General features: G+C 50.4%; 27 protein-coding genes. 15 read left to right on the top strand and 12 right to left on the bottom strand.

Annotated elements, in window-relative coordinates; translation table 11 throughout:
• Window positions 1–745: 745 nt before the first annotated feature.
• The 3 genes from ACFPVS_RS00755 to ACFPVS_RS13735 all read left to right on the top strand — a co-directional run bounded on the left by ACFPVS_RS00755 (window position 746) and on the right by ACFPVS_RS13735 (window position 4,014).
• Window positions 746–2,269 (top strand): fumarate hydratase, encoded by a 1,524-nt coding sequence (locus ACFPVS_RS00755; protein ID WP_096294879.1) that lies wholly within the window; start codon window positions 746–748, stop codon window positions 2,267–2,269.
• Between the two features lie 330 nt (window positions 2,270–2,599).
• Window positions 2,600–3,331 carry a PIN domain-containing protein gene (locus ACFPVS_RS13740; RefSeq protein WP_232507521.1) on the top strand — a complete coding sequence of 244 codons (732 nt, stop codon included), beginning with the start codon at window positions 2,600–2,602 and terminating at the stop codon, window positions 3,329–3,331.
• Entirely contained in the window at window positions 3,316–4,014 is a 699-nt protein-coding gene (locus tag ACFPVS_RS13735) for a PhoH family protein (RefSeq protein ID WP_232507522.1), read from the top strand. The genes ACFPVS_RS13740 and ACFPVS_RS13735 overlap by 16 nt, the downstream gene beginning before the upstream one ends.
• A 223-nt stretch (window positions 4,015–4,237) precedes the next feature.
• Here ACFPVS_RS13735 and ACFPVS_RS00740 read toward each other — a convergent pair whose 3' ends face one another.
• Together ACFPVS_RS00740 and yciA are read right to left on the bottom strand one after the other, a co-directional pair.
• The gene (locus ACFPVS_RS00740) at window positions 4,238–4,594 is read right to left on the bottom strand and encodes an MmcQ/YjbR family DNA-binding protein (RefSeq protein ID WP_096294880.1); all 357 of its coding nucleotides are present in this window, start codon (window positions 4,592–4,594) and stop codon (window positions 4,238–4,240) included.
• A gap of 2 nt (window positions 4,595–4,596) precedes the next feature.
• Window positions 4,597–5,052 (bottom strand): acyl-CoA thioester hydrolase YciA, encoded by a 456-nt coding sequence (gene yciA / locus ACFPVS_RS00735; protein ID WP_096294881.1) that lies wholly within the window; start codon window positions 5,050–5,052, stop codon window positions 4,597–4,599.
• Window positions 5,053–5,187: 135 nt separating this feature from the next.
• Between yciA and pip the strand changes: the two genes are divergently transcribed.
• Window positions 5,188–6,123 carry a prolyl aminopeptidase gene (gene pip, locus ACFPVS_RS00730; protein WP_378595143.1) on the top strand — a complete coding sequence of 312 codons (936 nt, stop codon included), beginning with the start codon at window positions 5,188–5,190 and terminating at the stop codon, window positions 6,121–6,123.
• 51 nt (window positions 6,124–6,174) lie between these two features.
• On the opposite strand, the gene ACFPVS_RS00725 is transcribed toward pip, so the two are convergent.
• On the bottom strand, window positions 6,175–6,708 hold the full coding sequence (locus tag ACFPVS_RS00725; RefSeq protein WP_096294882.1) for an inorganic diphosphatase: 534 nt from the start codon (window positions 6,706–6,708) through the stop codon (window positions 6,175–6,177).
• A gap of 193 nt (window positions 6,709–6,901) precedes the next feature.
• On the opposite strand from ACFPVS_RS00725, the gene phoU reads away from it, so the two are divergent.
• Entirely contained in the window at window positions 6,902–7,591 is a 690-nt protein-coding gene (phoU, locus tag ACFPVS_RS00720; RefSeq protein ID WP_096294883.1) for a phosphate signaling complex protein PhoU, read from the top strand.
• 82 nt (window positions 7,592–7,673) lie between these two features.
• Here phoU and nudB read toward each other — a convergent pair whose 3' ends face one another.
• Both nudB and ACFPVS_RS00710 read right to left on the bottom strand, forming a co-directional pair.
• Window positions 7,674–8,129, bottom strand: a complete 456-nt coding sequence (gene nudB / locus ACFPVS_RS00715) for a dihydroneopterin triphosphate diphosphatase (RefSeq protein ID WP_123803970.1) — start codon at window positions 8,127–8,129, stop codon at window positions 7,674–7,676.
• Complete coding sequence (locus tag ACFPVS_RS00710) at window positions 8,126–9,511, bottom strand: mechanosensitive ion channel family protein (protein ID WP_378595248.1); 1,386 nt, start codon at window positions 9,509–9,511, stop codon at window positions 8,126–8,128. Before ACFPVS_RS00710 ends, nudB begins: the two co-directional genes overlap by 4 nt.
• Window positions 9,512–9,965: 454 nt before the next feature.
• On the opposite strand from ACFPVS_RS00710, the gene ACFPVS_RS00705 reads away from it, so the two are divergent.
• The 5 genes from ACFPVS_RS00705 to ACFPVS_RS00685 all read left to right on the top strand — a co-directional run bounded on the left by ACFPVS_RS00705 (window position 9,966) and on the right by ACFPVS_RS00685 (window position 16,371).
• Complete coding sequence (locus ACFPVS_RS00705; RefSeq protein WP_157742699.1) at window positions 9,966–11,012, top strand: ABC transporter substrate-binding protein; 1,047 nt, start codon at window positions 9,966–9,968, stop codon at window positions 11,010–11,012.
• Window positions 11,013–11,234: 222 nt separating this feature from the next.
• Window positions 11,235–12,230, top strand: a complete 996-nt coding sequence (locus ACFPVS_RS00700; RefSeq protein ID WP_378595140.1) for a FecCD family ABC transporter permease — start codon at window positions 11,235–11,237, stop codon at window positions 12,228–12,230.
• Window positions 12,227–13,225: a FecCD family ABC transporter permease gene (locus ACFPVS_RS00695; RefSeq protein ID WP_096294888.1), complete on the top strand. Its 999-nt coding sequence runs from the start codon at window positions 12,227–12,229 to the stop codon at window positions 13,223–13,225. The genes ACFPVS_RS00700 and ACFPVS_RS00695 overlap by 4 nt, the downstream gene beginning before the upstream one ends.
• A 22-nt stretch (window positions 13,226–13,247) precedes the next feature.
• Window positions 13,248–14,060, top strand: a complete 813-nt coding sequence (locus ACFPVS_RS00690) for an ABC transporter ATP-binding protein (RefSeq protein ID WP_198345336.1) — start codon at window positions 13,248–13,250, stop codon at window positions 14,058–14,060.
• A 268-nt stretch (window positions 14,061–14,328) separates the two neighbouring features.
• Window positions 14,329–16,371, top strand: coding sequence for a TonB-dependent siderophore receptor (locus ACFPVS_RS00685; RefSeq protein WP_378595137.1), 2,043 nt, complete (start codon window positions 14,329–14,331; stop codon window positions 16,369–16,371).
• Between the two features lie 251 nt (window positions 16,372–16,622).
• Here ACFPVS_RS00685 and ACFPVS_RS00680 read toward each other — a convergent pair whose 3' ends face one another.
• A complete protein-coding gene (locus ACFPVS_RS00680; RefSeq protein ID WP_198345337.1) occupies window positions 16,623–16,793 on the bottom strand; it encodes a helix-turn-helix domain-containing protein in 171 nt (56 codons plus the stop codon).
• The gene (locus tag ACFPVS_RS00675; protein ID WP_157742703.1) at window positions 16,744–17,085 is read right to left on the bottom strand and encodes a hypothetical protein; all 342 of its coding nucleotides are present in this window, start codon (window positions 17,083–17,085) and stop codon (window positions 16,744–16,746) included. The genes ACFPVS_RS00680 and ACFPVS_RS00675 overlap by 50 nt, the downstream gene beginning before the upstream one ends.
• Window positions 17,086–17,395: 310 nt before the next feature.
• Here ACFPVS_RS00675 and ACFPVS_RS00670 point away from each other — a divergent pair, with 310 nt between their 5' ends.
• Window positions 17,396–17,584 (top strand): hypothetical protein, encoded by a 189-nt coding sequence (locus ACFPVS_RS00670; protein WP_096294894.1) that lies wholly within the window; start codon window positions 17,396–17,398, stop codon window positions 17,582–17,584.
• Window positions 17,585–17,728: 144 nt separating this feature from the next.
• Window positions 17,729–18,325: an LURP-one-related/scramblase family protein gene (locus ACFPVS_RS00665; protein WP_096294895.1), complete on the top strand. Its 597-nt coding sequence runs from the start codon at window positions 17,729–17,731 to the stop codon at window positions 18,323–18,325.
• A gap of 64 nt (window positions 18,326–18,389) precedes the next feature.
• On the opposite strand, the gene dut is transcribed toward ACFPVS_RS00665, so the two are convergent.
• Entirely contained in the window at window positions 18,390–18,842 is a 453-nt protein-coding gene (gene dut, locus ACFPVS_RS00660) for a dUTP diphosphatase (RefSeq protein WP_096294896.1), read from the bottom strand.
• 99 nt (window positions 18,843–18,941) lie between these two features.
• On the opposite strand from dut, the gene pdxH reads away from it, so the two are divergent.
• From pdxH to ACFPVS_RS00645, 3 genes are all read left to right on the top strand, one after another.
• Window positions 18,942–19,574 (top strand): pyridoxamine 5'-phosphate oxidase, encoded by a 633-nt coding sequence (gene pdxH, locus ACFPVS_RS00655; protein WP_096294897.1) that lies wholly within the window; start codon window positions 18,942–18,944, stop codon window positions 19,572–19,574.
• A 248-nt stretch (window positions 19,575–19,822) separates the two neighbouring features.
• Window positions 19,823–20,950 (top strand): pseudouridine synthase, encoded by a 1,128-nt coding sequence (locus tag ACFPVS_RS00650; protein ID WP_198345338.1) that lies wholly within the window; start codon window positions 19,823–19,825, stop codon window positions 20,948–20,950.
• A 284-nt stretch (window positions 20,951–21,234) separates the two neighbouring features.
• Window positions 21,235–22,164: an aldose 1-epimerase gene (locus ACFPVS_RS00645; protein WP_096294898.1), complete on the top strand. Its 930-nt coding sequence runs from the start codon at window positions 21,235–21,237 to the stop codon at window positions 22,162–22,164.
• 192 nt (window positions 22,165–22,356) lie between these two features.
• Here the strand turns inward: ACFPVS_RS00645 and rlmB are convergent, their stop codons facing one another.
• From rlmB to ACFPVS_RS00625, 4 genes are all read right to left on the bottom strand, one after another.
• Window positions 22,357–23,106, bottom strand: a complete 750-nt coding sequence (rlmB, locus tag ACFPVS_RS00640) for a 23S rRNA (guanosine(2251)-2'-O)-methyltransferase RlmB (protein WP_378595133.1) — start codon at window positions 23,104–23,106, stop codon at window positions 22,357–22,359.
• 310 nt (window positions 23,107–23,416) lie between these two features.
• Window positions 23,417–25,135, bottom strand: a complete 1,719-nt coding sequence (locus ACFPVS_RS00635) for a phospho-sugar mutase (RefSeq protein ID WP_096294899.1) — start codon at window positions 25,133–25,135, stop codon at window positions 23,417–23,419.
• 92 nt (window positions 25,136–25,227) lie between these two features.
• Entirely contained in the window at window positions 25,228–25,527 is a 300-nt protein-coding gene (locus tag ACFPVS_RS00630) for an AzlD family protein (protein ID WP_096294900.1), read from the bottom strand.
• Complete coding sequence (locus tag ACFPVS_RS00625; RefSeq protein ID WP_096296088.1) at window positions 25,524–26,174, bottom strand: AzlC family ABC transporter permease; 651 nt, start codon at window positions 26,172–26,174, stop codon at window positions 25,524–25,526. The genes ACFPVS_RS00630 and ACFPVS_RS00625 overlap by 4 nt, the downstream gene beginning before the upstream one ends.
• Window positions 26,175–26,353: the final 179 nt, after the last annotated feature.

Here is a 26,353-nt window from a genome sequence, read left to right as displayed (position 1 = left end):
CCTGAGTAGATTCGTCAGGAATTTTTTGTTATAAATCAAGGCTTATTTAATGTAATAAGTGTAGCAGAAATTAAGGTAAATTTGATGGTAGGCGGGGATGGCGAGGCTGTTTGAAGGATTGTGAACAAAAAAAGCGTGATTTTAAACCGGTTGAATGCTAAAAAACTGATTACCAAAGAAAAATAATTTCATAAAAAATAGAAATAGAAAAAAATCGGAATATTTTTAAAAATAAATACCATTATTTATAAATCAGATATTTTCATAATTAATTGAATATTATTATGAAAAATTGAAATCACAGAACATGGGCTGTTGTGTTGTTTAATTTCACTAATCGCATGTAACTTGATGTTGGTCAAACGCTGTTGTTAAAAAGATGACAAAGATTTTGCGATTGTGTAGTTTAAATTACCGCAAAAGGCCGTCTGAAAACAGAATGATAGGTAATTCATTTTGAAAACAGCCCTGTATTCAAAAGTTGGCCGGCATAGACAAAGTTTAACCATTGCCTCGATGAAATGTAAGATTATTCCCAATTGATATACAGGCAAAAGATTTAGGTTATCAAATTCTGAGTAAATTTATCAGTTATTAAATTAAAGGAAAATCAAAAGATTAGCAAATATAGACTGTTTTTCTGCCTTAAAAACAAGCACTATAACGCTTACAAATAGGCCGTCTGAAAACAGGCTCTGCCCACAACAACACAAACCAAACTTTTTTATTTAATAAAGGAACTGCCATGACCGTCATCAAACAAGAGGATTTCATCCGCAGCATTTGCGATGCTTTCCAGTTTATCAGCTATTACCACCCGAAAGATTATATCGACGCGCTCTATCAGGCGTGGCAGAAAGAGGAAAATCCGGCCGCCAAAGATGCGATGACACAAATTCTGGTCAACAGCCGCATGTGTGCCGAAGGCCGCCGCCCGATTTGCCAAGACACCGGTATTGCCACCGTGTTTTTGAAAGTCGGTATGAATGTGCAATGGGATGCCGAAATGAGCGTGGAAGATATGGTTAACGAAGGTGTGCGCCGTGCCTATACTTGGGAAGGCAACACCTTGCGTGCTTCCGTATTGGCCGACCCTGCGGGCAAACGCCAAAACACCAAAGACAACACGCCGGCCGTGATTCACATGAGCATTGTGCCGGGGGATAAAGTAGAAGTGACTTGCGCAGCCAAAGGAGGCGGCTCGGAAAACAAATCCAAATTGGCGATGCTGAATCCTTCTGACAACATTGTAGATTGGGTATTGAAAACCATTCCAACCATGGGCGCGGGCTGGTGTCCGCCGGGCATTTTGGGCATCGGTATCGGCGGTACGCCTGAAAAAGCCGTGTTGATGGCCAAAGAATCGCTGATGGATCATATCGACATTCAAGATTTGCAAGCCAAAGCAGAATCAGGCGCCGAGCTGTCGACCACCGAAGCGCTGCGTTTGGAATTATTTGAGAAAGTCAACGCATTGGGCATCGGCGCACAAGGTTTGGGCGGATTGACCACCGTGTTGGACGTGAAAATCTTGGATTACCCGACCCATGCTGCGTCGAAGCCGATTGCCATGATTCCGAACTGCGCGGCCACCCGCCACATTGAATTTGAATTGGACGGATCAGGTCCGGTAGGGCTGACACCGCCGAGCGTGGAAGATTGGCCGGATATCGCCTACAATCCCGACAACGGCAAACGCGTTGACGTGAACAACCTGACCAAAGAAGAAGTGGCTACATGGAAAACCGGCGACGTATTGCTGCTCAACGGCAAAATCCTGACCGGCCGAGATGCTGCGCACAAACGCATGGTCGATATGTTGAACAAAGGCGAGCCATTACCGGTTGATTTCACCAACCGCCTGATTTACTACGTCGGCCCGGTTGACCCGGTGGGTGATGAAGTGGTGGGGCCGGCCGGCCCGACTACCGCAACCCGCATGGACAAATTCACCCGCCAAATGCTGGAACAAACCGGCCTGCTCGGTATGATCGGCAAATCCGAACGCGGTGCCGCCACTTGCGAAGCCATTGCCGACAACAAAGCCGTGTATCTGATGGCGGTGGGCGGTGCGGCCTATTTGGTAGCCAAAGCCATCAAAGGTGCCAAGGTGCTGGCGTTTCCTGAATTGGGCATGGAAGCCATTTACGAATTTGACGTCAAAGACATGCCGGTGACCGTGGCGGTCGACAGCGACGGCCAATCCATCCACGCCATCGCACCGAAACAATGGCAAGCCAAAATCGGTATCATTCCGCTTGAAAACTAATCGGGTTTAAATCATCAAAGGCCGTCTGAAAACTATTTTTTCAGACGGCCTTTTTCATATTTGTCACAATCAACCAATCTCTAAACCCAATAAAATTAAGGTGAGATCTTTGCAAAACTTCAGATCTGGGTACAGGTCAAAGTTATAGCAGCACAGAAAGCGCAGACCTATCATTTAGATAAACAAGTTTTCGAGCAGCGCATAACGAAGAAATGTCCAAAATGAAAATTTTTCAAAGGTATCAAGGTGTTGATATTTATTTCATGCCTTTGTAACACAGCTTTGCCAAACTGAAGCCGATTTCATCTCAACCACAAAAAGGAACGCACCATGTCTCCAAAGCTCACCGGTGGCAGCCGCAAGCTGTTTATTCCCGATACCAATGTGATGTTGCACGACCCGTCTTGCCTGTTCCGTTTTCAGGAACACGGCATTTTTATTCCGATGGTGACCTTGGAAGAAATGGACAATCACAAAAAAGGCTCGTCTGACGTAGCGCGTAATGCCCGTCAGACCAGCCGTTATCTGGATGAACTGCTCAACGCCGAGCTGCATGGGCTGCATCAGGGTATTGCGCTGAATGTATTGGGGCACGCCGATGCCAAGGGTAAATTGTTTCTGCAAACCGAAATGCTGCAGGCCGATTTGCCCGAAGTATTGAGCAGACAAGCCGGCGATAATCAGATTTTAGCGGTGGTGATGAGCCTGTCGTACCGCATTTGCGGTGATTACGGTTATGTCGCATTGGTGTCGAAAGACATCAATATCCGCATCAAAGCGCGCACGCTGGGCTTGAATGCTGAAGACTACATTAACGATAACGTATTGGAAGACAGCGATATTCTATACAGCGGTTTGCGCAGACTCACACCGGAATTTTGGGCAAACAACGGCACGCATTTGAATTCATGGCAGGAAAACGGCCGCGCCTATTACCATATCGAAGGCAAAGATACGCCGCATTTACTGCTCAACGAATTATTGGTGGACGAACACGGCGAACCACCTTTGAGCGCACGCGTTATCGAGCAAACCAAGGTAAAGTGTTGCTCGAAACCTTAAAAGATTACAGCGGCCGCAACAATGTATTCGGCATTTCCGCCCGCAACCGCGAACAAAACTTCGCCTTGAATTTATTGATGGATCCCGAAATTGATTTGGTAACGATTCTAGGGCAGGCCGGCACCGGCAAAACGCTGCTGACGCTTGCCGCCGCGTTGACACAAACCTTTGACGACAAGCGCTACAACGAAATCATCATGACCCGCATCACTGTGCAGGTGGGCGAAGACATCGGCTTTTTACCGGGCACGGAAGAAGAGAAAATGAATCCGTGGATGGGCGCGCTGGAAGACAATTTGGAAGTATTGGCCCAGCAAAATGACGGCGACGAATTCAGCGCATGGGCGAAAAAAGCCACGTCCGACTTAATCCGCGCCCGCATTAAAGTGCGCTCGCTTAATTTTATGCGCGGGCGCACGTTTCAAAACAAATTCGTCATCATCGATGAAGCGCAAAACCTGAACGCCAAGCAGGTGAAAACCCTGATTACCCGCGCAGGCAAAGGCACGAAAGTGGTATCCTTGGGCAATTTGGCGCAAATCGACACGCCGTATCTCACCGAAGGCAGCAGCGGCTTGAGTTATGTGGTTGAGCGGTTTAAAGGCTGGCAGCACTATGGCCGCATCACGTTGCAGCAAGGCGAACGCTCGCGTTTGTCGGATTTTGCGGTGGAAGTGTTGTAGGATGAAGAATAATCATGTCGAGACCTTTGCAAAATCCCCATCTTTGGCACATTTCTTCGTTATGCGCTGCTCGAAAACTTGTTTATCTAAATGATAGGTCTGCGCTTTCTGTGCTGCTATAACTTTGACCTGTACTCAAATCCGGGGTTTGCAAAGGTCTCATGCCGTCTGAAACGTTTCAGGCGGCATGGTTATTTGCCTAAAAAAAGAGATTCGCGTTTCATCACTTTTTCGTCAGCGCAAAACTCTGCGCCAGCAATTGCCACACCAAATCCGCATCCACTTCCGCCAAGACCAAGCTTATCCAATGCGTTTTGTTCATGTGATAAGCCGGCAAAACACCTGGCATCTGCCGCAAGCCGCCGACCATTTCCGGCGGGCATTTCACGTTCAGCAAAGCCACATTATCATTGCCGTTGCGACCGATTTTTTCAGCGGCCACCGGCAGATAAGCGCAAAACCATTTCTGCTTTCCCCCAGTATGGCGGAACACAGCGTATTCAGGAAATTTCGCCCACAAATACTGCGGCTCGGCACCGAAGCGTTCTGTAATGCCGCTGAATAAAGTGGCCTGATTCATATTCAGACGGCCTGTTTCGGCGATAAAAATGCATCCAAGCGCGGATTATTGTCGCGCGGAATCGGGCGTGGGCGGCCTTCGTGGTCGATGGCAATGAAAGTGAATACCGCTTCTGTGACCAGCTCGAGCGGAATATTCGGCTCATCGGCGACAAACGGTTTCACCCACACTTCCACTTCAATTTTCAGCGAGGTATTGCCCACACCCAAACAACGTGCATACACGCCGACCACATGGCCGACTTTGACCGGCCGCAGAAAGCTCATTTCCTGCACCGAAACCGTGACAATCCGCCCTTGCGCGATTTCCGCCGCCAAAATGCCGCCGCCCAAATCCATCTGCGACATAATCCAGCCGCCGAACACATCTAAATTGGTGTTGGTGTCTTTCGGCCGCGCGACCGTGCGCAGCATCAATTCGCCTTCGGGCTTGGCGTGGGTGGTTTGGTTTCCGCTCATGTTTCTTCCTTTGTTGTCATGCAAATCAAACTTTATTTTACGATGAAAACAGGCCGTCTGAAACCTTTATCCTGACTTTCAGACGGCCTATTTTCAATGCTAAAATTTTGTTCCACTTTACATCAGGATTTTCCCATGCACCCGATTTGCGAACCGCACCGCAGCGGCTTACTGCCCGTATCCGCACGCCATCAAATTTATTGGGAAGAATCCGGCAATCCCGACGGCTTGCCGGTGATTTTTCTGCACGGCGGCCCCGGTGCAGGCGCTTCGCCGGCGTGTCGCGGATTTTTTCATCCCGATGTGTACCGGATTGTGATCATTGACCAGCGCGGTTGCGGCCACTCGCTGCCTTATGCCTGCGTCGAAGAAAACACCACTTGGGATTTGGTGGCCGACATTGAAGCCGTGCGCCGCATGCTCGGCATTGAAAAATGGCTGGTGTTCGGCGGCTCATGGGGCAGCACGTTGGCCTTGGCCTATGCCCAAACCCATCCCGAGCGCATGGCCGGATTGGTGCTGCGTGGTATTTTCCTGTGCAGATCGTCTGAAACCGCTTGGCTGAACGAGCAGGGCGGTGTCAGCCAAATTTATCCGCACCAATGGCAACAGTTTCTCGCCCCAATTCCCGAACACAAACGCAACAATCTGATTGCCGCGTATCACGAATTATTACACGGTGAAGACGAACCAGGCCGTCTGAAAGCGGCCAAGGCATGGGCAGATTGGGAAAGCTATTTGGTGCGGTTTGAGCCGAAAGAGGTGGACGAAGGCGCGCAAGAATCACTCGCCATCGCCCGCATAGAAACGCATTATTTTGTGTATCAAGGCTGGTTGCAAGGCGATAAAGCGATTTTGAACAACATCAATCAAATCTGCCATATTCCGACCATCATCTGCCAAGGCCGCTATGATTTATGCACCCCGATGCAAAGCGCATGGGAACTGGCGCAAGCCTTTCCCGAAGCCGAATTGCGTATTGTGCAGGGCGGTCATTCTGCGTTTGACGAGGGGTTGGATACGGCGTTGAAAGAAGCGGTGGCGGAGATGGAGGAAAGGGCAGATTGGTAAGATTGGGAAAGGCCGTCTGAAATTTCAGACGGCCTTTTATTTCAATTCAAATCAAGCCTGTTTGTTCCAGCGATCAATCGATTCTTTAATCACTTTTTTGGCTTCTTCCACATCGCCCCAAGATTCGACTTTGGTGGTGCCTGCTTTTTTCAGGTCTTTGTAGTGGTTGAAGTGAAATTCGATTTGTTTGATCAATTGCTGCGGCAGGTCGGCCAATGATTGGTAGGCGTTGCCGTTGTTGCGGTCGTCGGCCGGTACGCAGACGATTTTGTCGTCCACTTCGCCGTCGTCGACGAATTTCATCACGCCGATCACACGGGCTTCTAAGAAGATGCCGGTGGCCAACGGCTGCTCGGTCACCAACAATACGTCGAGTTCGTCGCCGTCTTCATCCAAAGTTTGCGGGATAAAGCCGTAGTTGGTCGGTTTGGCGAAAATTGCCGGCTCTACGCGGTCTAGTTGGAAGGCGGCCAGTTTGCGGTTCCATTCGATTTTGTGGTTGCTGCCGCAAGGGATTTCGTTGACTACGTTGATGATGCCGCCGTCTACGTCGCCCGGGGTCAGGATTTGGTTAAAATCTGCCATGTATGTTTCCTTTGAAAATAGGTTGGGTTAAACGGGTAAAGTATAGCAAACAAAAGGCCGTCTGAACATTGAACAGGGTTTGTGTGACGGGAAGGGGATGATTGATGACAACAGATGCGCGTTGAAATATTTTTGTCAAAATATTGTCATCAAAACCTGATATTTTAAGGGCTTCTTAATCTAGGAGACGAGAATGTCCGAGCATATTTCATCGCATTTCCATCAGGAATTGGAACAGGTGCGCACCGATGTATTGGCCATGGTCGGTTTGATTGAGCAGCAGCTCGGACAAACTCTGGAAGCATTTAATGATGCCGACAAGGAAATCTTGGCACAAGTGGTGCAAAACGACGATAAAATCAATGAGTTGGAAGTATCGATTGATGATGCCTGCCAAACGATTTTGGTGCGCCGCCAGCCGACTGCCGGCGATTTGCGTTTGGTATTGACCGTGAGCCGCGTGATTGTGGATTTGGAGCGTATGGGCGATGAAATCAAGAAAATCGCTTTGCACGCCAACGGTTTGATTGCAAAACACCATGTCAGCTGCAAGCAGCTTTATGATACGCACCGTTTGCTGGAAATGACGGTGCCGATGTTGCGCCAATCTTTGGATGCGTTTGCGCGCTTGGACGATGAAACCATTCTGAAAATCAACGAGTTGGATAAATCTTTAGACATGGCTTACCACAATCAGTCGCGCGCCTTGCTGACCTATATGATGGAAGACCCGTACGGCATCGGCATGGAAACGATGTTGATGAACAAAGCGGCCGAGTGCATTGGCGACCATGCGAAAAATATTTGCGAACATGTGGTTTATCTGGTGCGCGGTATTGATGTGCGCCATGTGCCGGTGGATGAGATTCACAAGAATTTTTAAGGCCGTCTGAAGGTTTGGGGAGATGAATCTGCTGCGTTTCCCGAAAAAAATGCCGTCTGAAACAGGTTTCAGACGGCATTGGTTATTGTTTCTCCAGCCTTTTTTGCAAAGCTAAAATCGCGCGTTTATTTGACGGCGAAAACACCTTTTCCGCCGCCTCTTCGGCGTTAAACCAGCCATAAGCCACATGTTCCGCCGCTTGCAGCGTGATGGCCGTATCGCGCGGGATTTCGGCGGAGAAGATGTGTTCGCGGTTTTCAAACACGCCTTGGGGGTAGCGGTGGCGCCAATGATGGTAGATTTCATATACCGTGCTTTGATGCCAATCAAGCAATTGGCCGTCTGAAAGTGAAATGCCGGTTTCTTCCCACACTTCGCGTTTGGCGGCGGCAAAAATATTGTTGTCTTCCGGCTCGATGCTGCCGGTGACCGATTGCCAAAAGCCTTGTGGTGTGGTGCGTTCGATTAAGAGAATGTTGCCGTCTTTATCGTGCAGCACCACTAAGGCGGAGATAGGGTATTTCAGCGGTTTGCTCATCGGTCGTCGTGTTCCGCTTCGAAATTTTTGTCGGAACGCGTATACTTTTTCACTTCCATACCGGCGCGTATCATGGCGGCATTATCAGGTGCGCGCTCTTCATTGAGAATGCGGATTTCGCGTTGCGGGAACGGGAACTCAATGCCGCTTTCGTTAAATCGTTTCCAAATATCCAGCAAAATTGCTGAAAACAGGCCGACAAAGCCGTTCTCCGGGTCTTTTACCCAAAAGCCGACACGCAGATTAACGCCGTTATCGCCGAAGCTGATTAAAAAGGCTTTTGGCGATGGGTCGGCCTGTACGCGTTCCTGCGATTTGGCGGCTTCTTCCATAATCTTCATCGCCAAGGCCAAATCGGTGTGGTAGGCGACTTGTACGTCGATGCTCTGCCACAAAGATTTGGCGGTGTAAGATTCGTTGATTACGGTGGATGTGATGAAAGTCTCGTTCGGAATCAAGGCTTCGCCACCCGCGGCGCTTTTTAAGACCACAAAGCGCGAGGTGATTTTGGTGACGTAGCCGGTAAAGTTATTCACTGTCAAACGGTCGCCCGGGCGGATAGAGCGGTCGCCCAAAATGATAAAGCCCGAAATGTAGTTGCTGGCTACTTTCTGTAGGCCGAAACCGATGCCGACACCGAGTGCGCCGCCAAATACCGATAATACAGTCAAATCAATGCCTACCAGCGGCAGCGCAATCAGAATCGCCAGCACGGTTAAGAAAGCTTTGACCACTTTTGACATCACGATGCGCAAGTTCATGTCCATGTGGTGGTTTTTCATCAACCAGCCTTCAATCAGGCGGCTGAGCCACATGGCAAACGTCAATACCACCGCCACCCACAACAGGCCGGTGAGAATGGTGTACACGCTTAGATTAATCGAACCGAGGCTGAGCTTGGTATCTTGCAAAATGCCAATGAGCAAATCATCGATACCCGACAACCAAATGACAAAACATACCCACAATGTGCCGGATAAGAAGCGTTCCAGCCAGTCGGTTACTTTATGTCTCGGCAACGCGGCATGCACCAAAGACAACACCAAGCGAATCAGAATCATCCAGCGTGCCGCCATTATGAGCAAGCGTAGCCATACCGAACGCAGCTCAAACAAGTTCCACGTATAAAGCGCGATAATCGAGCAAATCAGCAGTAGAAAAGGCCACAGCAGGCGGTTGGCAATATGGCGTGCACTTGCCCACTTGCGGTCGGGCAGAACGGGATATTTGCGAATCAGAAATTCCGATAAATAATAAGTCGCTATCATCAGCGCAACGGTGATGCCGATTTCCAGCCAGCCGATGGGTTCGCTGAAGCTGCGTTCGAGCAGGTGGGAAGTAAATTGGTTACGCGCAAACAGATTGAAAAAAAATTCTTTCAAGCCGTTGCCGGTCGATTCCAAAAGATGATTGGCCGCTTCGGCTACAGGTTTGGCCGTGTTGGCAGATAAAAAAAGCATAAGTATTCTCGTGGATGGGTCGGTGATTGCTCTACAGATTGCAAATAATAAATTATTTAAGTGGTTCGGTGGGAGTAGGGCAGTAGATTTTAGCATTAGTTGACTGAAAGAAAGTATGGAAAATTAAAGTATTTGTAAGCTTGGTTTGGAGGGGGAGGCCGTCTGAAAAGCAGAGATTGTATGAGGGCAGGGTTTTTTCTGATTTCGCCAGTTTAAAGGTATCGGTACTCGATTGCCCGATGCCAAGCACCATGCGGATTAAGGTTAAAAACAGGATGAAATATGTTTGGAAATGTGTATAATACCGCACATGTTATAAATAATAATTATCATTTGTAAGTTGTTTTTTGTTATTTTCTGTTTTCCTAAGCATATCGTGACATTCAAGTTTTATCGAATCATCAAGCTGTCGACGGCGTTATTATTGGTCGCCGGCATTATTTTTCAGACGGCCTGCCGCCCACAAGCGCAGCAGGCCGCCAAGCCGTTTGTGGTTTACGAACGGGCGGGCCATCAATATCCGGTCACCCTCAATGGCAGCTTGGGCAGCGTGACTTTGCAAAAAGCACCCGAGCGCGTAGTTGTGTTGGGTGCGGGTACGGTTGATTTGGTGGTGGCTTTGGGCATCCAGCCGGTGGCGATGGAAGCCAATCTTTGGGGAGGGGATGAAAATGGCTACATGCCATGGTTTAAAGAGTTTATGGCTGAACAGAAGCGTCCTTTGCCGCCCACGGTGGTGATGTATCCCGAATTGGATGCGGAAAAACTGGTTTCGTTCAATCCAGATCTGATTATAGCCACGCAATCGGGCTTGTCCGAGGAAAACTACCGTCTGCTGTCAGGGTTCGCCCCTGTCATTGCCCATCCGCACAAACCGTGGATGACGACAGTAGATGAACAAATCGGCATCATTGCCGCCGCTTTCGGCAAGCAGAAACAAGCGGCCGCCCTCAAAGCCCAAATCGGCGCGGAATATGCCGATTTCCGCCGTCGCCACCCCAAACTTCAGGGCAAAACCTTCGCCTATATTTACTCCGGTGCCCGCAGTCCGCAATTGTCGGTTTATGCCGAAGGTGAACCGCGCGTGGACGCCTTGTACGGACTCGGTCTGAAAATGTCGCCTGATTTGGTGAAGATGAGTGTCGATGAAGGCTCGTGGTCGGTGGCTTTAGGCTTGGAAAACGCCGACAAACTCAATCAGAGCGACATCGTCATCACTTGGTTTTTCAGCGAGGAAGATCAAAAAATGGTGGAGGCGAGGCCGTTATTCCGTGAAATCAAGGCTGTCAAACGTGGCACATACCTGCCGCTGCTCGACCGCGAAGTGAATGCCGCCATGTATCAGGCCACTCCGCAGAGTTTGCGCTGGGGCTTGAGGCGTTTGGAAGCGGATTGGACGCGTATTGAAAACGCGTTGGATTGAGGCGGTCTGAAAACATGGGTGGAATATAGTGGTTTCCAATAAAAATAATACGGCGTTGCCAGCCCTTTATTTACTGGGTGTACACGGCATTCGCTTCAAACAATATCTGTTTGGAAGCCGCTAATCCGATAGGGCAGTAAAACCGGAAAGACCGTCTGAAAACTTTTTTCCGGTTTCAGACGGTCTCAACAATAAATCATTTTTTCCCGACAAGGAGCAGCTGTGAAATCCACGGCAACCTTATTTTGTGGCCTGTTGGCCGTCGTTTTGTTGACCGTCGTCGCGCTGGCGTGTGGCTTGGTGTTCGGCACTAAGCCTTTGGCCTTCGGCGATTTGCAGCATTACCTGTTTTCAGACGGCCTGCGTGTGTATAACGATTGGGTAATCGATTCTCGTTTGCCGCGCACTTTTACCGCCGCCTGTTGCGGTGCCGCTTTGGGCTTGTCGGGCGCATTGATGCAGGGCTTGACGCGTAACCCGCTGGCCGATCCGGGTTTGCTCGGCGTGAACGCGGGTGCGGCGGCGGCCATCGTCTCTGCGCTGCCGCTGCCTTTTCTGCAAAACGTATCCGAATTCTGGCTGGCTTTAGGTGGTGCGTTGGTGGTATCTGTAGTGATTTGCAGCATTGGCTTGAGCAGCCGGCGGGGAGCTTATGGCAAGCTGGTGTTAGCGGGGGCAGCTATTGGTGCGGCCTTGAGCGCGTATGTGTCGTTGCTGTCGCAACTCAATCCGGTTTTATTTGACTATTTGCGCTTTTGGAACAGCGGTGCGTTCGGCGGCGTGACCTTGGCCGGTCTCGGTCAAATGCTGCCTTTTGCCGTTCCGGCTGCCGTCACTGCTTTACTACTGGGCTATCATCTCAACCTGATTGCGCTGGGGACGGATACGGCGCGTGCGCTGGGTACAAAAGTGTTACCTGTTCAACTGGCGGTGTTGGTATGTGCGGCGGTATTGGCCGGTTCGTCCGTCGCGGTGGCGGGGCCGGTGGCATTTGTCGGCTTGGCGGCTGCACACTTGGCGAGAATCTGGACGGGCAACGACTACCGCTGGCTGTTGCCTTACAGCTTGTTTATTGGTGCGTGCCTGCTGGTAGTATCCGATATTTTGGCACGGGTCGTATCGGCACCGGCGGAAGTCGCTACCGGCATCATTACCGCCTTGGCCGGCGCGCCCTTGCTGTATGTGGTCGCGCTGCGTTTGAAAGGGGCAGCAAAATGAAAAGTTTGTTCCTGCCTTTAAAGCGCCAACGCAAGATTCAGACGGGCTTAATCATTATCTTGGCCGGATTGCTGGTGTTGTCTGCCATTTGGGGCAAACAGCATTTCCTGCTCGGCAATATAGCTGATATCCTGAGCAGTACCGCTAACCCGATGCAGCAATGGCTGTTTTATGATTTGTGGCTGCCGCGCACTCTGACCGCAGCGGGCGCGGGTGCGGCATTGGGTGCGGCGGGGGCAGTATTTCAAAGCCTGACGCGCAATCCTTTGGGCAGCCCCGACATCATCGGTGTCAATGCGGGCGCGGCAGTCGGGGCGGTGGCGGCAGGATTGCTTTGGCCGGGGTATTTGGGTATTGCGCAAGACGCGCTGCTGGGCGCGCTGTCGGTGTTGGTTTTGGTGCTGCTGGGCACCAAAGGCCGTCTGAATTTTGGTATGGAGATTATCGTCAGCGGTTTGGCGGTGAATGCGGCGGCAATGGCGCTGGTGCAGTTCGGCTTGACCGCTGTGCGTCAGGAAAACGCGCAGCAGATGACGGCATGGCTGAGCGGCAGTCTCGAAGCGCGGTCGTGGGAGCACGTTGTCACCGTGTGGACGTTCATGCCCTTGTTGCTGGCGGGCTTAATGCTACTCAACACACGTTTGAGCCTGTTGGCATTGGGACGCGATACCGCTTCGGGTTTGGGTGTGCCGGTTAGAAGCAGTTCATGGCTGCTGTTGTTGGCGGCGACGGCATTGGCGGCTACAGCGGTTACGGTGGCAGGTCCTGTATCTTTTTTGGCCTTGGCAGCCCCACACATTGTACGTCGCATGATGCAGACAGACCGGCCGATGGTGGTGCCCGCCGCGCTTACCGGTGCCGTGTTGATGATGGCCGCCGATTTGACTGCGCGTCTGCTGCCGACGCCAGCTCCGTTGCCTGCCGGCATCGTTACGGCGGCTTTGGGCGGACTGTATCTGGTTTTTCTGCTTTCGCTTAAGCCTAAAGCCGTCTGAAACATTTTCAATAGGAAACATTATGCTTCATGGTCAAAACTTGGTCGTTGCCTACGACAGCCATACCGTTATCCGCGATTTGTCACATCAAATCCCCCAAGGCAAAATCAGCGTGTTCATCGGCACCAACGGCTGCGGCAAGTCCACCCTGCTCAAAGCTTTGGCGCGGCAGATTCAGCCGACGGGCGGGCAGATTGTATTGGACGGAAAAGCAGTAAATGAATACGGCAGCAAAGCATTCGCCCGCCGCTTGGCCATGTTGCCGCAAAGTCCGGCCACTCCCGAGGGCATTAGCGTGCGCCAATTGGTGCGCTATGGCCGCTATCCGCACCGTACATTCGGTAAGGCATGGCAGCCCGGCGATGATGCCGCCGTCGAAAACGCCATGCACCTGACCCGAACTGACGCTTTTGCAGAGCAGGCGGTGAAAACCTTATCCGGTGGACAACGGCAGCGGGCATGGATTGCCATGGCTTTGGCACAAGATACACCTTATCTGCTGCTTGACGAGCCGACTACCTTTTTGGATCTGTCGTATCAAATCGAAATCCTCGATTTACTGCAACAACTCAACCGTGAAACAGGCAAAACCATTCTGATGGTATTGCACGATTTGAACCTGGCATGCCGCTATGCGGATGAAATAGTTGCATTATACCAAGGCAATGTCCACGCACGCGGTACGCCGCAGGAAGTGATGACCGCCGAAACCGTGCAAACCGTGTTCGGCCTTAAAAGCATGATGATTGCTGATCCGATTTACGGTACGCCGATGTGTATTCCTTTTGGTAGGGAAAGTTTCAAAAGTTTTGAAAACGGGCATACTGTTGAGTAGAATCTTTGGCAGGTTAAGCACCGAAAGGCCGTCTGAACAATTTGAACTGCACCTTTTAAAGTTGGAGGGAATATCCAATTTTGGGGGCAGGCTAGTTTCAGGCGGCCTCAAGTTGATTTGAGTAAATGTTGGGTAACGGCTCTGTTTGAGCTGGGCTATTACATAAGTTATGTTTGTAAATATAAATAAAAACCTATATCATTACACTTTTTTGTCTTGCGCATCCTCCTTACAAGATATTGATTTCGGAGGGCTTTAGGAAAATCTCATGATTAAAAACAGCACTTTCACAAAAAATGCAATGGCAGCCGCTATTCTCGGCATTTATGCAGGTACAGTTTTGGCTGCGGATATTGAACAAACGGCCGAGCTTGATACCGTTCAAGTCGTCGGTTCCGCCGGCAAAATCGAAGGCCTCAAATTCAAGTCGGCACAATCAAATGCCGTCATCACTCATCAAGAAATCGCCGATAAAGCTCCTGAGAAAGTCGAAGATATTTTGGCTTACGAATCGGGCGCACGCACGGGGCAGTTCGGCACCGACACCAAGCAGGAATGGATTAAAATCCGCGGATTCGACGCTTCGGTTGCTGTCGACGGTTCGCCTGTAATGCAAAACGGCTTTTTTACCGTAATTCCCAATACTTACGGCCTAGAAGCAGTGGAAGTAGTCAAAGGTGCGGACTCATTAGCTTACGGTTCGTCTGAAACCGGTGGTTTGGTCAATCTGATTTCCAAGCGGCCCACCAGAACAGCCCAAGGTGAAGTCGGCGTACGTATCGGTACCCAAGGCCGTGCCGGTGTATTCGGTGATTACAGTGGCAAGCTGGCTGCCGACAACAGCGTCCGTTATCGTATGGTCGGCGAAGTCGAACGCCGCAAAGGGGATTTCAACGGCAAAATCAACGATTATTATTTTGCGCCTAGCTTGACTTGGGACATCAGCGACCAAACCGGATTGACGGTTTTAAGCAGTATTTCGCGCCAACAAGGTACACCGACCAGCGTACATTTACCGTCGGCAGGTGTGTTGTATCCGATTTCAGGTAAAAAAACCGCATACGGCATCCATTACCAAGATTCTGATGCCGATTACATCCGCCGCAACCAATATTCCATTGGCTACGAATTGAACCACGATTTTGGCAACGGTTATAAATTTACCCAAAACTACCGCTATAACCATCAAGATTTAGATTGGCTTGGGACATTTGCCTGGTCTACTGACGGCGTTGACACCGCCTACCGAGGCTACAGTTACACCGACGGCACGGTCAACGCCCACACCGTTGACAACCGCCTGAGCAAGGAGTGGAAAGGCAATGGCTGGAAAAATACACTCTTGGGCGGTATTGATTACCTGCACTCCAACACAGGCGGTGTTAACAACGGTTTTGGCAGCGTTTCGGCTACCAATTTGTTCACACCTGATAACAGCAGCAGTGGTATCGTCAAATCTGGTACACGCTATGAAGTCAAGCAAAAGCAATTGGGCTTCTATCTGCGGGATCAATTCACTTATGGCGGTTTAGTAGCCAATCTCGGCATGCGTCACGATAAAGCCAAATCCGATTCTTTCTCCAACGGTACCGCAGACGGCTATGATGTCAGCCATACTTCCTATCAAGGGAGTCTAATGTATAACTTCAAGTCCGGCGTGTCGCCCTACATTAGCTACAGCGAATCATTTAAGCCGGTTTCCGGCACCGATGCTTACGGTAATGGTTACAAACCGTACGAAGGCCGCCAATATGAAGCCGGTATCAAATACATTCCGTCATGGCTGGATGGCAAGCTATCCGCTGCCTACTTTGACTTGGAAGAGAAAAATGCCTTGGTGGCCGATGCCAGCGCTGTTCAACGCCAAATCGGCAAGCGCCGCGGCAAAGGCATCGAATTTCAAGCCGATGTCGCCCTGAACGATAACCTAAGCGCAACCTTGGCCTACACTTACACCGATTCCAAACAAGATTTAAGTTACAATCAATCGGTACGTACTGCGCTGATTCCGGAACACCAAGCCTCAGTGCAAGTCAAGTATGCCTTTGACCAAGGCGCATTAAACGGTCTGACTTTGGGCGCAGGCTTAAGATACGTCGGTAGCACGGCGGATGAGCAATACTCACCGGGCTACAAAGTGCCGTCATACACCTTGCTTGATGCTTCGGCACAATACAGATTCGGCAAAAATTGGTTGGCGCAAATCAACGCCACCAACCTTACCGGCAAGAAATATGTAGCGGGATGTGACTATTATTGTTATTGGGGTGCCGAGCGCAGCGTAGTCGGCAGCTTGCGCTATACCTTCTAAATCCGCTATATCCTGATTTGGCTTGACTGAGCTGTTTTAAGTCGAATATTTGTTTTCAAGGCCGTCTGAAAACGAACTATGTCGGTTGTGCTTTTGGTAATAATGGAGTAAGGTTAGGCATTTGAAGTCTGATGAATATTTGTCAATAAGAAAACTGCATCTTTTAAGGTTGGAGAGATCGTCCAACTTTGGGGGGCAGTTTATTTTATTTTTTTTTTTTTTTTTTTTTTTAGACGGCCTGCTGGTCTTCTTTAGATGGTGCTGGAGATGCGTTTGTATTCGCGGCTGAATTGGTTGGCACTTTCATAGCCCACTTGATAGGCGGTTTGGGTAATGGGCAAATCACTTTTCAGAATCAGACTTTTGGCATGATTAAGACGAATCGATTTCTGGTACTGCAAGGGCGTGCAGCCGGTAATCATTTTGAAATGCTGATAAAAAGCCGATTTCTCCATACCCGATAATTTGATGAAGCGGGCAACGGTTCATTTTTGGGTTCAAGGCCTCTTGCAGAACATGGCAGGTTTTTTTGATTTGAGGCAGAAAGCGGCTTGAGATGGGTAGCCGGAACAGAATAAACAGCATATCACTGATACGCGCCATGAAAGAGCGTTCGCCCAGCCGCATATTTTGCTCGCCCGATGAAATAAATGTTACGGTGGTGTATTCGGAAATTACATCGATTTTGACCGGCGGCTCAGCAGTATGCAACATGATTCCTTTAAAAGGGTGTAAGACCCGGTTGATTAAGGGTTTGAATATGCCGGATGACGGTTTCAGCAGCGGCGGAATCCATAACAAAATCCTTTGATACGATAAAATAATCTAAATATTTCGCAGGATTAGGCAAGTTTTTTTTTAAAGAATCTGGCAAATATTTCCATTAATATGTTTATAATAAAAACAAATCAAGTTTCAAACAGTCTCATTAAGAAGAACGATCGCTTTCACCCGCCAATATGTGGTCTGAACATTTCAGACGGCATATTGAAATAAGCTTCGCAAACAATGAAAGGAGCCAGCCATGGAAATCCGCAGCCATATTTATTGCCCGAATTGTCAATTCCCTTATTGCCACCATACACCAGACGGTTTGCTGCAATGCACGCAATGCGGCCACACCTGGCAAGAAGCGCAACAAGAACTGGCGAAACACGTTGCTTATCAAAATGGTCAGATCAAAGAAATAAATCCCGAAGGTGATTCGCAGTAAACACCGTTTTATGCATTGACGATAAATTTTTGATAAATCGGATCGGATTGATTTGGGAAACGGATGTATGTGTGCGAGAATGGGGCACAGAGTAAATTGATGGTTTAAATAGCGCAATTTTGTCCGTTTTCAGAGAAGAACATCATGCAGAATATCCGTTTTCCCTTAAATTTCCAATTCAAAATCTTTACGCCGTCAAACGATTTTTCCGTATTCGATGCCGACGGCAAAGAAATTGCCTACACGCGGCAGAAGATTTTTAAAATCAAAGAGTCGGTGCAGATTTTTCGCAGCAGCAGCGACAAAACCGAATTGTTCAACATCCGAGCCGACCGCATTATTGATTTCAATGCGGTTTATACCGTGCGCGATCCAAGCGGAAATGCGATCGGCAAAATTCAGCGCCACGGCATGAAATCGTTGTGGAAAACCAGCTATGTGCTGTTCGACGAGCAGGGCTGTGAAGTGTATCAACTGCGCGAAACCAATCCGATGGTGGCCTTGGTTAACGGCTTGATCGGTGAAATTCCGCTGCTCGGCTCGTTGACCGGTTATTTTCTCAATCCGACTTACGCAATCACCGCACCGGATGGGCAGGAAGTTTACTGCCTGAAAAAAGAGCCGTCGTTTTTCGAGCGCAAGTTTAGCTTGGACAAACTCGCCCAAACCGATGAGCGCGATGATGTGCTGGTGTTGAATGCCGTGATGATGGTGATGCTGTTGGAGCGTGGTGACGGTTAATCGGTTTTCATTTAAAAGGCCGTCTGAAAACAAAAGTTTTCAGACGGCCTTTTAAATGAAAACTTTAAGCCTTACCGGTGCTGCCGAATCCGCCTTCGCCGCGTTCGCTGGCGGCAAAGTCGTCCACCACTTTAAACGCCGCCTGAATCACCGGCACAATCACCATTTGCGCGATGCGTTCCATCGGTTCGATGGTGAAGGCGGTTTGGCTGCGGTTCCATACCGACACTTTCAATTCGCCCTGATAATCCGAGTCGATTAAGCCCACCAGATTGCCCAACACAATGCCGTGTTTGTGGCCGAGGCCGGAGCGCGGCAGTAATACGGCGGCGTAGGCAGGATTGGCCAAATGCACGGCCAAGCCGGTCGGCACCAGATAGGTTTCGCCCGGTTGCAGCGTCACCGCTTCGTCCAAACACGCGCGCAAATCCAAGCCGGCGGAGCCGGGGGTGGCATAGGCGGGAAGCTGCTCGGCCATTTTCGGGTTTAAGATTTTCAGTTCGACTTCTATTTGCATGGTTTTTCTCGCATTGATATTTTTCAGACGGCATTATAACAAGCTTGAGGCCGTCTGAAAAAAAAGCGTATCATTAGAGCAAACCACAGGAGAACCATCATGGATCTGCACAATATCCGCGAAGACTACAGCAAACGCGAGCTGTCGGAATCAGAGTGCGACAGCAACCCGATTACCCAATTCGAACAATGGCTGCAAGAAGCTATGCATTCGCAGGCCAACGAGCCGACGGCTGTGAACGTGGCTTCGGTCGGCGAAGACGGCCGCCCCAACAGCCGCATGGTGCTGCTCAAAGAAGTGAACGCGCAAGGTTTTGTCTTTTTCACCAATTACCATAGCCGCAAGGGCAAATCGTTTGCCGCCAACCCGTTTGCCGCGATGACGTTTTTCTGGCCTGAATTGGAGCGCCAAGTGCGCATTGAAGGGCGCATTGAAAAACTGGATGCGGCTGCTTCCGACGAATATTTCGACAGCCGCCCCTACACCAGCCGCATCGGCGCATGGGCGAGCAATCAGAGTGAAGTAATTTCCGGCAAAGCCATGTTGGTGGCGAAAGCCGCGGCAGTCGGCGCGAAACACCCGCTGCATGTGCCGCGCCCGCCGCATTGGGGCGGCTATATCGTGATTCCCGACCGCATTGAATTTTGGCAGGGCCGCCCAAGCCGTTTGCACGACCGCATTCAGTATCGCTTGGAAAACGGTGTGTGGGTGAAAGAGCGGTTGTCGCCTTAATCGGATTGGCTTGGAAATAAAGATGAAGCGCTGAACCATTTGTTTTCAGACGGCCTTTTCTAAATTAAAACCAACACAAATTCAATAAAATAGGGTAAAATCGCGGTTGATATAAAAGGCCGTCTGAAAGCGCTTAATTTTTCAGACGGCCTCAGTATTCCCTCAGTATCCATTGTCCAACTGTCCTGCCGCATTTGCCGCAGAAGAACCGTTGTTTTCAAAATATCCAACGTGTTAGGAGATTCATCATGGCCAAAAAGCCGACCAGCAAGCGCGAATGGCGTGACGGCGTGTCCACCGCCGCCCAAAAGCCCGCCAAGAAAAGCGTATCGTTCAAAAGCAAACCGAAAGCCGAATCCGGCTTTAAATCCAAATCACAAGAAACCGAATTCAAAGGCGGCCGCCGTGCACGCGGCGAAGCCGTTTCAGACGGCCTGAAAGCAGGCAAAACGGCGAAATCAAGTTTCCGCGACCAAACGGCCGAGCAAAATCCGCGTGTGCCGAAACAGCGTGTCTCTAAAGCCAAAAAGCTGATGGTGCGCAATCCGAACCAAAAAATCATGGAACACGCGCGCGATTTGAAAGAGCGGCGCAGCGATTTGTCGCGTTTTGAGCCGGAGCGTTTGCAAAAAGTGCTGGCTGCTTCGGGTGTGGGTTCGCGCCGTGAGATGGAAGAATGGATTACCAACGGTTGGGTGACGGTCAATGGCCGCGTGGCCGAGTTGGGCGAAAAAGTCACGCCCGACGACCATGTGACGGTGAAGGGTAATGTCATCAAGCTGAAATGGGCCGACCGCCTGCCGCGCATTATTCTGTATTACAAACAAGAAGGCGAAATCGTATCACGCGACGACCCGCAAGGCCGCGTGAGTATTTTCGACCGTTTGCCGCAAGCGGCCAGCAGCCGTTGGGTGGCGATTGGCCGTTTGGACATCAACACCAGCGGTTTGCTGATTTTGACCACTTCAGGCGAATTGGTGCAGCGTTTTGCCCACCCGAGCTTTGAAGTCGAGCGCGAATACGCTGTGCGCGTGTTGGGTGAACTGAGCACCGAGCAAATGCGTATGCTGACGCAGGAAGGCGTGATGCTGGAAGACGGTTTGGCCAAGGTCGAGCGTATTTACGAGCAGGGCGGCGAGGGCATGAACAAATGGTATAACGTGGTGATTAAAGAAGGCCGCAACCGCGAAGTACGCCGTATTTTCGAAAGCCAAGGCCTGACTGTCAGCCGTTTGGTGCGTGTGGGCTTTGGCCCGATTGGTCTGCCGAACCGCTTGAAACGCGGCCAGTTTTATGAATTGAATCCGGCAGAAGTCGCCAATATTATGAAGTGGGCGGATATGCTGCTGCCGGGCGAATACCGCCGCCGTTCGTAAGCTGTTCAGTTAAATCAATGCCGTCTGAATGTCTGTGAAATGATTTTCAGACGGCATTTTGGGATCTTTGCAAAACTCCAAAAGCCAGTTTGCTTTAAAACTGCCGTCATTCCCGCGCAGGCGGGAAGCCATTTTTGAGCATGGCAAACTATTGAATAAAATAGGTTTCTTAAAATTTTAAGATGGATTCCCGCCTGCGCGGGAATGACGGCTGTTTTGGTTTTTATTGATGGTTCATAAGGTTTTGCAAAGGTCTCATTTTGTGTATGGAGAAATGAGCGAAGATGTTCAGCCTTGATTTATCTGAAGAAACCATTGTATTAAACCATCGAAGCCAATGCCGTGCCGAAATTTACACCTTTGGCGCTCTGCTCAACCGCTATGAAATCATGAGGCCTGACGGTACTTGGTTCAACGCTGTCAAAGGACATGAATCGCCGCAGCAATGCCGCCAAACGCTGACAGATGGTTTTCACAGCGTCAAACTCAGCCCGTTTGCCTGTCGCGTGCGGCATGGTCAATATGAGTTTAACGGGCAGCTTTATCAGCTTGAGGGTAAATTTCAGGCAGCCGGCCACGCTTTGCACGGCTTGATGTATGACTGTGATTTTGCCGTTGTGCAAAGTGGCGAGGATGCCCAATCGGCTTGGGTGGAGCTGGCGGCAGATTACCGCCAGGACGACAGCGGCTATCCTTTTGCCTATCGTTTGAATATTGTGTATCGATTGGATTCAGACGGCCTGACGGTGACCACACGCGCAACCAACACCGGCAACCGCGCCATGCCGTTGGCCGACGGTTGGCATCCTTATTTCACACTCGGCGGCAAAGTTGATGATTGGACGATGCAGCTCAACAGCAGCGAGCGGTTGGAATTTGACCAAGATTTGGTTGCCAACGGCAATATTCTGCCCGACACCCGCTTTCAGACGGCCTTGAGTATGCAAGGCATCGCGCTGGACAACAGTTTCGTGTTGGCCGATTTTGACAAACCGGCTTGCGTGTTGATCGGCGAAAAGCTGCAACTGCGCATTTATCCGGATTCAAGCTATCCTTATCTGCAAATCTATATTCCGGCAACGCGCGATTCGGTTGCATTGGAAAATTTGAGCGGCGCGCCCGACGGTTTCAATAATGGTTTGGGCCTGCAGGTATTGCAGGCGGGGGAAATGCGGATGTTTGCTACGCGCTATGTGTTGTCTTGGCAGGAGTAATATTGAAAACTGAGGCTGTTGAATTGCTTTAGATTTTTATCATTACAAAGATAAAGATGACCTCATTCCCGCGCAGGCGGGAATGACGTGGGTTTAATATTGCCAGTGTGATAAAGAGTTTTGTAAAAGTCATTTTTTATAAGAAAAAATGCCGTCTGAAACAGTTTTCAGACGGCATTTTGATGTGTAGGTTTATTGTTCTGCTTTCAACACGCGCTGACGGCGCGTTTCGCTCAACACCATACCGGCGGATACTGACACATTCATGCTCTCGACTGTGCCGAACATCGGAATCGATACCAGCATATCGCAATGCTCGCGTGTCAGGCGGCGCATACCTTCGCCTTCGTTGCCCATCACCCACGCCACGCTTTCGGGCAGGTCGGTGTGGTACAAATCGGATTGGCCGCCCATATCGGTGCCGACAATCCAAATACCGTATTCTTTCAATTCGCGCAAGGTGCGTGCCAAATTGGTGACGGTGATATAAGGCACGGTTTCGGCCGCGCCGCAGGCCACTTTGCTGACGGTGGCATTCAAGCCCGCGCTTTTGTCTTTGGGCGCAATCACCGCATGCACGCCCATGGCATCGGCGGTACGCAGACACGCGCCGAGATTGTGCGGGTCGGTGATGCCGTCGAGCACCAATAAAAAGGCCGGCTCACTCAGGTTTTCCAAGACGTCTTCCAAGTGGACGTGGTTTTTGGAAGCGTCGATAAAACCGACTACGCCTTGATGGCGCGCACCTTTGGCGATGGTGTCGAGACGGCCGGCATCGGCAAAATGCAGGCGCACGTTTTCGGTGGCGGCTTTTTCCAACACTTCACGTGTGCGGGCATCGTTTTTGCCTTCTTGAACGTAGAGTTCGGTAATGGATTTCGGGTTTTGCCACAAGCGGGCGTTAACGGCGTGGAAGCCGTAAATCAATCTTTGGTTGGCCATTGTTTTACTTAAGAAAATGTTTCAGACGGCATTATACGGGATTTGCATGCCGGCGCGTGAAAATTGTGGCGTGGATGAATAACGATTTGATCGATACATAAGCGAAAGGCCGTCTGAAAATCAATGATTCAGACGGCCTGAAACCTTTGCAACATCCCTATCTTTGGCACATTTCTTCGTTATGCGCTGCTCGAAAACTTGCCTATCTTTATGATATATCTGTGTTTTCCGTGCTGCTCTCACTTCGCACTGCACTCAAGTCTAGGGTATTGCAAAGGCCTCGTCCTTATTGTTCAAAAAAACAAACTAATCAAGCGATAAAGGCTTTGATTTCTTTATCTATTTCTTTGAATTTGCCTTCGGCTTCGTTCATGCTGCCGCCGACGGCGGAAATGTAGAATTTGATTTTCGGTTCGGTACCGGAAGGGCGCACGGCAACCCAAGAGCCGTCGGCCAAGTAGTATTTCAATACATTGCTCGGCGATGTGTTCAAAGCGGTGACCTTGCCGTCTGAATCGGTGGCGGTTTGCGCTTGGAAATCTTCCACTTTGATGATGTCGGTGCCGTTGAACTGCTTCGGCGCGTTGGCGCGGAATTTGCCCATAATCGCTTGGATTTCCGCTGCGCCGTCAATACCGGTCATAGTGATGGAAATCGGTTTGTCGAAATAATAGCCGTATTCGCGGTAGATTTCGTCGAGACCGTCAGCCAATGTCATGCCGCGCGAGCGGTAGTAGGCGGCGATTTCGGCAAACATCACTGCGGCTTGTACCGAGTCTTTGTCGCGGGCAAACGGTTTGATTAAGTAGCCGTTGCTTTCTTCAAAGCCGAATAAATAATTATAGGCTTGTGTGCGCTCGAATCCGGCGATTTTTTCGGCCACGAATTTGAAGCCGGTCAAAACGTTAAATACGGTTACGCCGTAGCTTTCGGCGATTTTGCCGACCAATTCGGTGGAAACGATGGATTTACATATCGCGCCGTTTGTCGGCAGCGTACCGGCTTGGCGGTGGGCTTCCAAAATGTATTTCGCCATGACCGCACCGATTTGGTTGCCGGTTAAGGTTAAGTAGCTGCCGTCGGCTTGGCGGATTTCCGCGCCCAAGCGGTCGGCGTCGGGGTCGGTGCCGAGCAGCAAATCGGCGCCGACTGCTGCACCCAGTTTTTCCGCCAAAGCAAACGCGGCTTGACTTTCGGGGTTGGGCGAAGGCGCGGTGGTAAAGTTCGGGTCGGCGATGGCTTGTTCTTCCACCAATTCGAACGATTCAAAACCGGCCTGCTTCAACGCGCGGCGCACCATCATTTCGCCGGTGCCGTGCAGCGGGGTATAGACGATTTTCAGGTCTTTACCGTGTTGGGCAATCAATTCGGGATTGATGGTGACGGTTTTGACGGCGGCCAAGTATTTTTGATCCATTTCTTCGCTCAACAGCTTGATTTTGCCGTCGGCTTTGGCAGCCTCGAAATCGGCCACTTGGATGGTGAAGGGATCATCCACGGCGCGGATGAGTTTGGTCAACGCAGCGGCATCATCAGGCGACAGTTGGCCGCCGTCTTCGCCGTAGACTTTATAACCGTTGAATTCTGCCGGATTGTGGCTGGCGGTAATCATGATGCCGCCGGCGGCTTTGAGTTCGCGCACGGCGAAGGATAATTCAGGGGTTGGCCGCAAAGATTCGAATACATAAGCCTGAATGCCGTGTTGTGCCAGCAAAGCAGCGGAATCAAAGGCAAATTCTTGCGAGAAATGGCGCGAATCATAGGCAATCACCACGCCGGCGCTTTTTGCGGCTTCACCTTTGCCGGCAATCAGTTGCGCAAAGCCTTCGGTGGCTTGGCGCACCACATAGCGGTTGATGCGGTTGATACCGGCGCCGATCACGCCGCGCATACCGGCGGTGCCGAATTCCAGCGGTACATAGAATGCGTCTTCTTTGGTTTTTTCATCCATGGCCGACAATTCTTGTTTTAAGAAATCGGGCATGCCGGCAAAATCCAACCATTTTTGATACGTTTCTTGATAGGCCATCTGAATCATCCTTTTGGGGTAATAAACGGATTATGAACAAGATTATACGTTATTGCGGCACAATGCGCTGCCTAAGCCGATATACGGCAGCATCAGCGCATCAGATAGCCGAGTATGCCCGAAGATGCCACGCCGACGATGACGGTGGCCAACATCGAAAAACGGCTGGCAGCCAATACAGTCAAGGCGATGGCAATCAGTTCGTGCGGTTTGTCGGACACAAAATACGGCGCAATCACCGAAATCAACACGCAGCCGGGAGCGGCTTCCATCACCGTTTGGGCGCGTTTGCCCAAGGTACGGTTGCGCAGGGCGAAAAAGCCGATGAGGCGGGTGGAATAAGTCACGCACAGCATGGCGCAAAAAAGCAGGAAGGAGTCGAGCGTAATCATTCTTGCGCTCCCAGCAGGTAAGCCGTGAGCAGGCCTGATAATGCGCCGGCCGGTACATACCAAGGCCCGTCAATACTCAAACAGGTGATGGCCGCCACAATCAGGCTGACAAACCAAGGCCGCACCGCCGAAAAACTCTTCCACAAGCCGCGCATAATCACCAAAAACACCGCCGGAAAAGCCATTCCGAAGCCCCAAGCGGCCACATCGCCGAACATCGGACCGACCGCCGCGCCAATACTGGCAAACAGAATCCAGGTAGTGTACATAATGAAACACGTGCTGCCGTAATAGGCAAAATTAAAGCCGCCCAAACCGGCCGCTTTGCGCTTTTGTGCTTCAGCCAAACCCAGCGCCCACGATTCGTCACACATGAAAAACAGCGACGGCAACACTTTTTTCATCGGTGCATTTTTCATATACGGCGCATAGGCCGCGCCCATCAGAATATGGCGTGAGTTAATCATAAAAGTCACGCCCGCAATCAGCAGAATGGGCAGCGGATGAGTCCATAAATCAACCGCGGCAAATTCCGAGCCGCCGGCAAAGTTCATTCCTGTCATCAGCATCATTTCTAGCCAACTCATGCCTTTCTGTCCGCCTTGCACACCCAAAATAATCGCCCACGGCAACAAGCCGATGAGCATGGGCGAGCAGTCTTTGATGCCGCGTAAAAATTCTTGTTTCGGGGAAGCCGTCATGGTATGGGGAAACATTTCGATATGAAAAAAGCGCATTATACACCCATTGATTTTCAGACGGTCTGTTGAGGTGTTAATCCAATTGATTAGTTCTTTAGGATTATAAAAGGGCATGAAGAGAAATG

The sequence above is a fragment of the Neisseria weixii genome (assembly GCF_042658245.1).
Classification (GTDB): domain Bacteria; phylum Pseudomonadota; class Gammaproteobacteria; order Burkholderiales; family Neisseriaceae; genus Neisseria; species Neisseria weixii.
This window is presented reverse-complemented; position numbering and strand designations above follow the sequence as displayed.

What these genes read in the sequence shown, in the direction of transcription:
- yciA (WP_096294881.1), bottom strand. Translation starts at nt 5,052, where the DNA reads ATGAGCGGAAACCAAACCACCCACGCCAAGCCCGAAGGCGAATTGATG.
- pip (WP_378595143.1), top strand. Translation starts at nt 5,188, where the DNA reads ATGCACCCGATTTGCGAACCGCACCGCAGCGGCTTACTGCCCGTATCC.
- ACFPVS_RS13740 (WP_232507521.1), top strand. Translation starts at nt 2,600, where the DNA reads ATGTCTCCAAAGCTCACCGGTGGCAGCCGCAAGCTGTTTATTCCCGAT.
- ACFPVS_RS00685 (WP_378595137.1), top strand. Translation starts at nt 14,329, where the DNA reads ATGATTAAAAACAGCACTTTCACAAAAAATGCAATGGCAGCCGCTATT.
- phoU (WP_096294883.1), top strand. Translation starts at nt 6,902, where the DNA reads ATGTCCGAGCATATTTCATCGCATTTCCATCAGGAATTGGAACAGGTG.
- ACFPVS_RS00675 (WP_157742703.1), bottom strand. Translation starts at nt 17,085, where the DNA reads ATGTTGCATACTGCTGAGCCGCCGGTCAAAATCGATGTAATTTCCGAA.
- ACFPVS_RS00635 (WP_096294899.1), bottom strand. Translation starts at nt 25,135, where the DNA reads ATGGCCTATCAAGAAACGTATCAAAAATGGTTGGATTTTGCCGGCATG.
- nudB (WP_123803970.1), bottom strand. Translation starts at nt 8,129, where the DNA reads ATGAGCAAACCGCTGAAATACCCTATCTCCGCCTTAGTGGTGCTGCAC.
- ACFPVS_RS00625 (WP_096296088.1), bottom strand. Translation starts at nt 26,174, where the DNA reads ATGCTCATCGGCTTGTTGCCGTGGGCGATTATTTTGGGTGTGCAAGGC.
- ACFPVS_RS00690 (WP_198345336.1), top strand. Translation starts at nt 13,248, where the DNA reads ATGCTTCATGGTCAAAACTTGGTCGTTGCCTACGACAGCCATACCGTT.
- ACFPVS_RS00630 (WP_096294900.1), bottom strand. Translation starts at nt 25,527, where the DNA reads ATGATTACGCTCGACTCCTTCCTGCTTTTTTGCGCCATGCTGTGCGTG.
- ACFPVS_RS00755 (WP_096294879.1), top strand. Translation starts at nt 746, where the DNA reads ATGACCGTCATCAAACAAGAGGATTTCATCCGCAGCATTTGCGATGCT.
- ACFPVS_RS00665 (WP_096294895.1), top strand. Translation starts at nt 17,729, where the DNA reads ATGCAGAATATCCGTTTTCCCTTAAATTTCCAATTCAAAATCTTTACG.
- pdxH (WP_096294897.1), top strand. Translation starts at nt 18,942, where the DNA reads ATGGATCTGCACAATATCCGCGAAGACTACAGCAAACGCGAGCTGTCG.
- rlmB (WP_378595133.1), bottom strand. Translation starts at nt 23,106, where the DNA reads ATGGCCAACCAAAGATTGATTTACGGCTTCCACGCCGTTAACGCCCGC.
- ACFPVS_RS00680 (WP_198345337.1), bottom strand. Translation starts at nt 16,793, where the DNA reads ATGATTACCGGCTGCACGCCCTTGCAGTACCAGAAATCGATTCGTCTT.
- ACFPVS_RS00725 (WP_096294882.1), bottom strand. Translation starts at nt 6,708, where the DNA reads ATGGCAGATTTTAACCAAATCCTGACCCCGGGCGACGTAGACGGCGGC.
- ACFPVS_RS00670 (WP_096294894.1), top strand. Translation starts at nt 17,396, where the DNA reads ATGGAAATCCGCAGCCATATTTATTGCCCGAATTGTCAATTCCCTTAT.
- ACFPVS_RS00695 (WP_096294888.1), top strand. Translation starts at nt 12,227, where the DNA reads ATGAAAAGTTTGTTCCTGCCTTTAAAGCGCCAACGCAAGATTCAGACG.
- ACFPVS_RS00650 (WP_198345338.1), top strand. Translation starts at nt 19,823, where the DNA reads ATGGCCAAAAAGCCGACCAGCAAGCGCGAATGGCGTGACGGCGTGTCC.
- dut (WP_096294896.1), bottom strand. Translation starts at nt 18,842, where the DNA reads ATGCAAATAGAAGTCGAACTGAAAATCTTAAACCCGAAAATGGCCGAG.
- ACFPVS_RS00645 (WP_096294898.1), top strand. Translation starts at nt 21,235, where the DNA reads ATGTTCAGCCTTGATTTATCTGAAGAAACCATTGTATTAAACCATCGA.
- ACFPVS_RS00740 (WP_096294880.1), bottom strand. Translation starts at nt 4,594, where the DNA reads ATGAATCAGGCCACTTTATTCAGCGGCATTACAGAACGCTTCGGTGCC.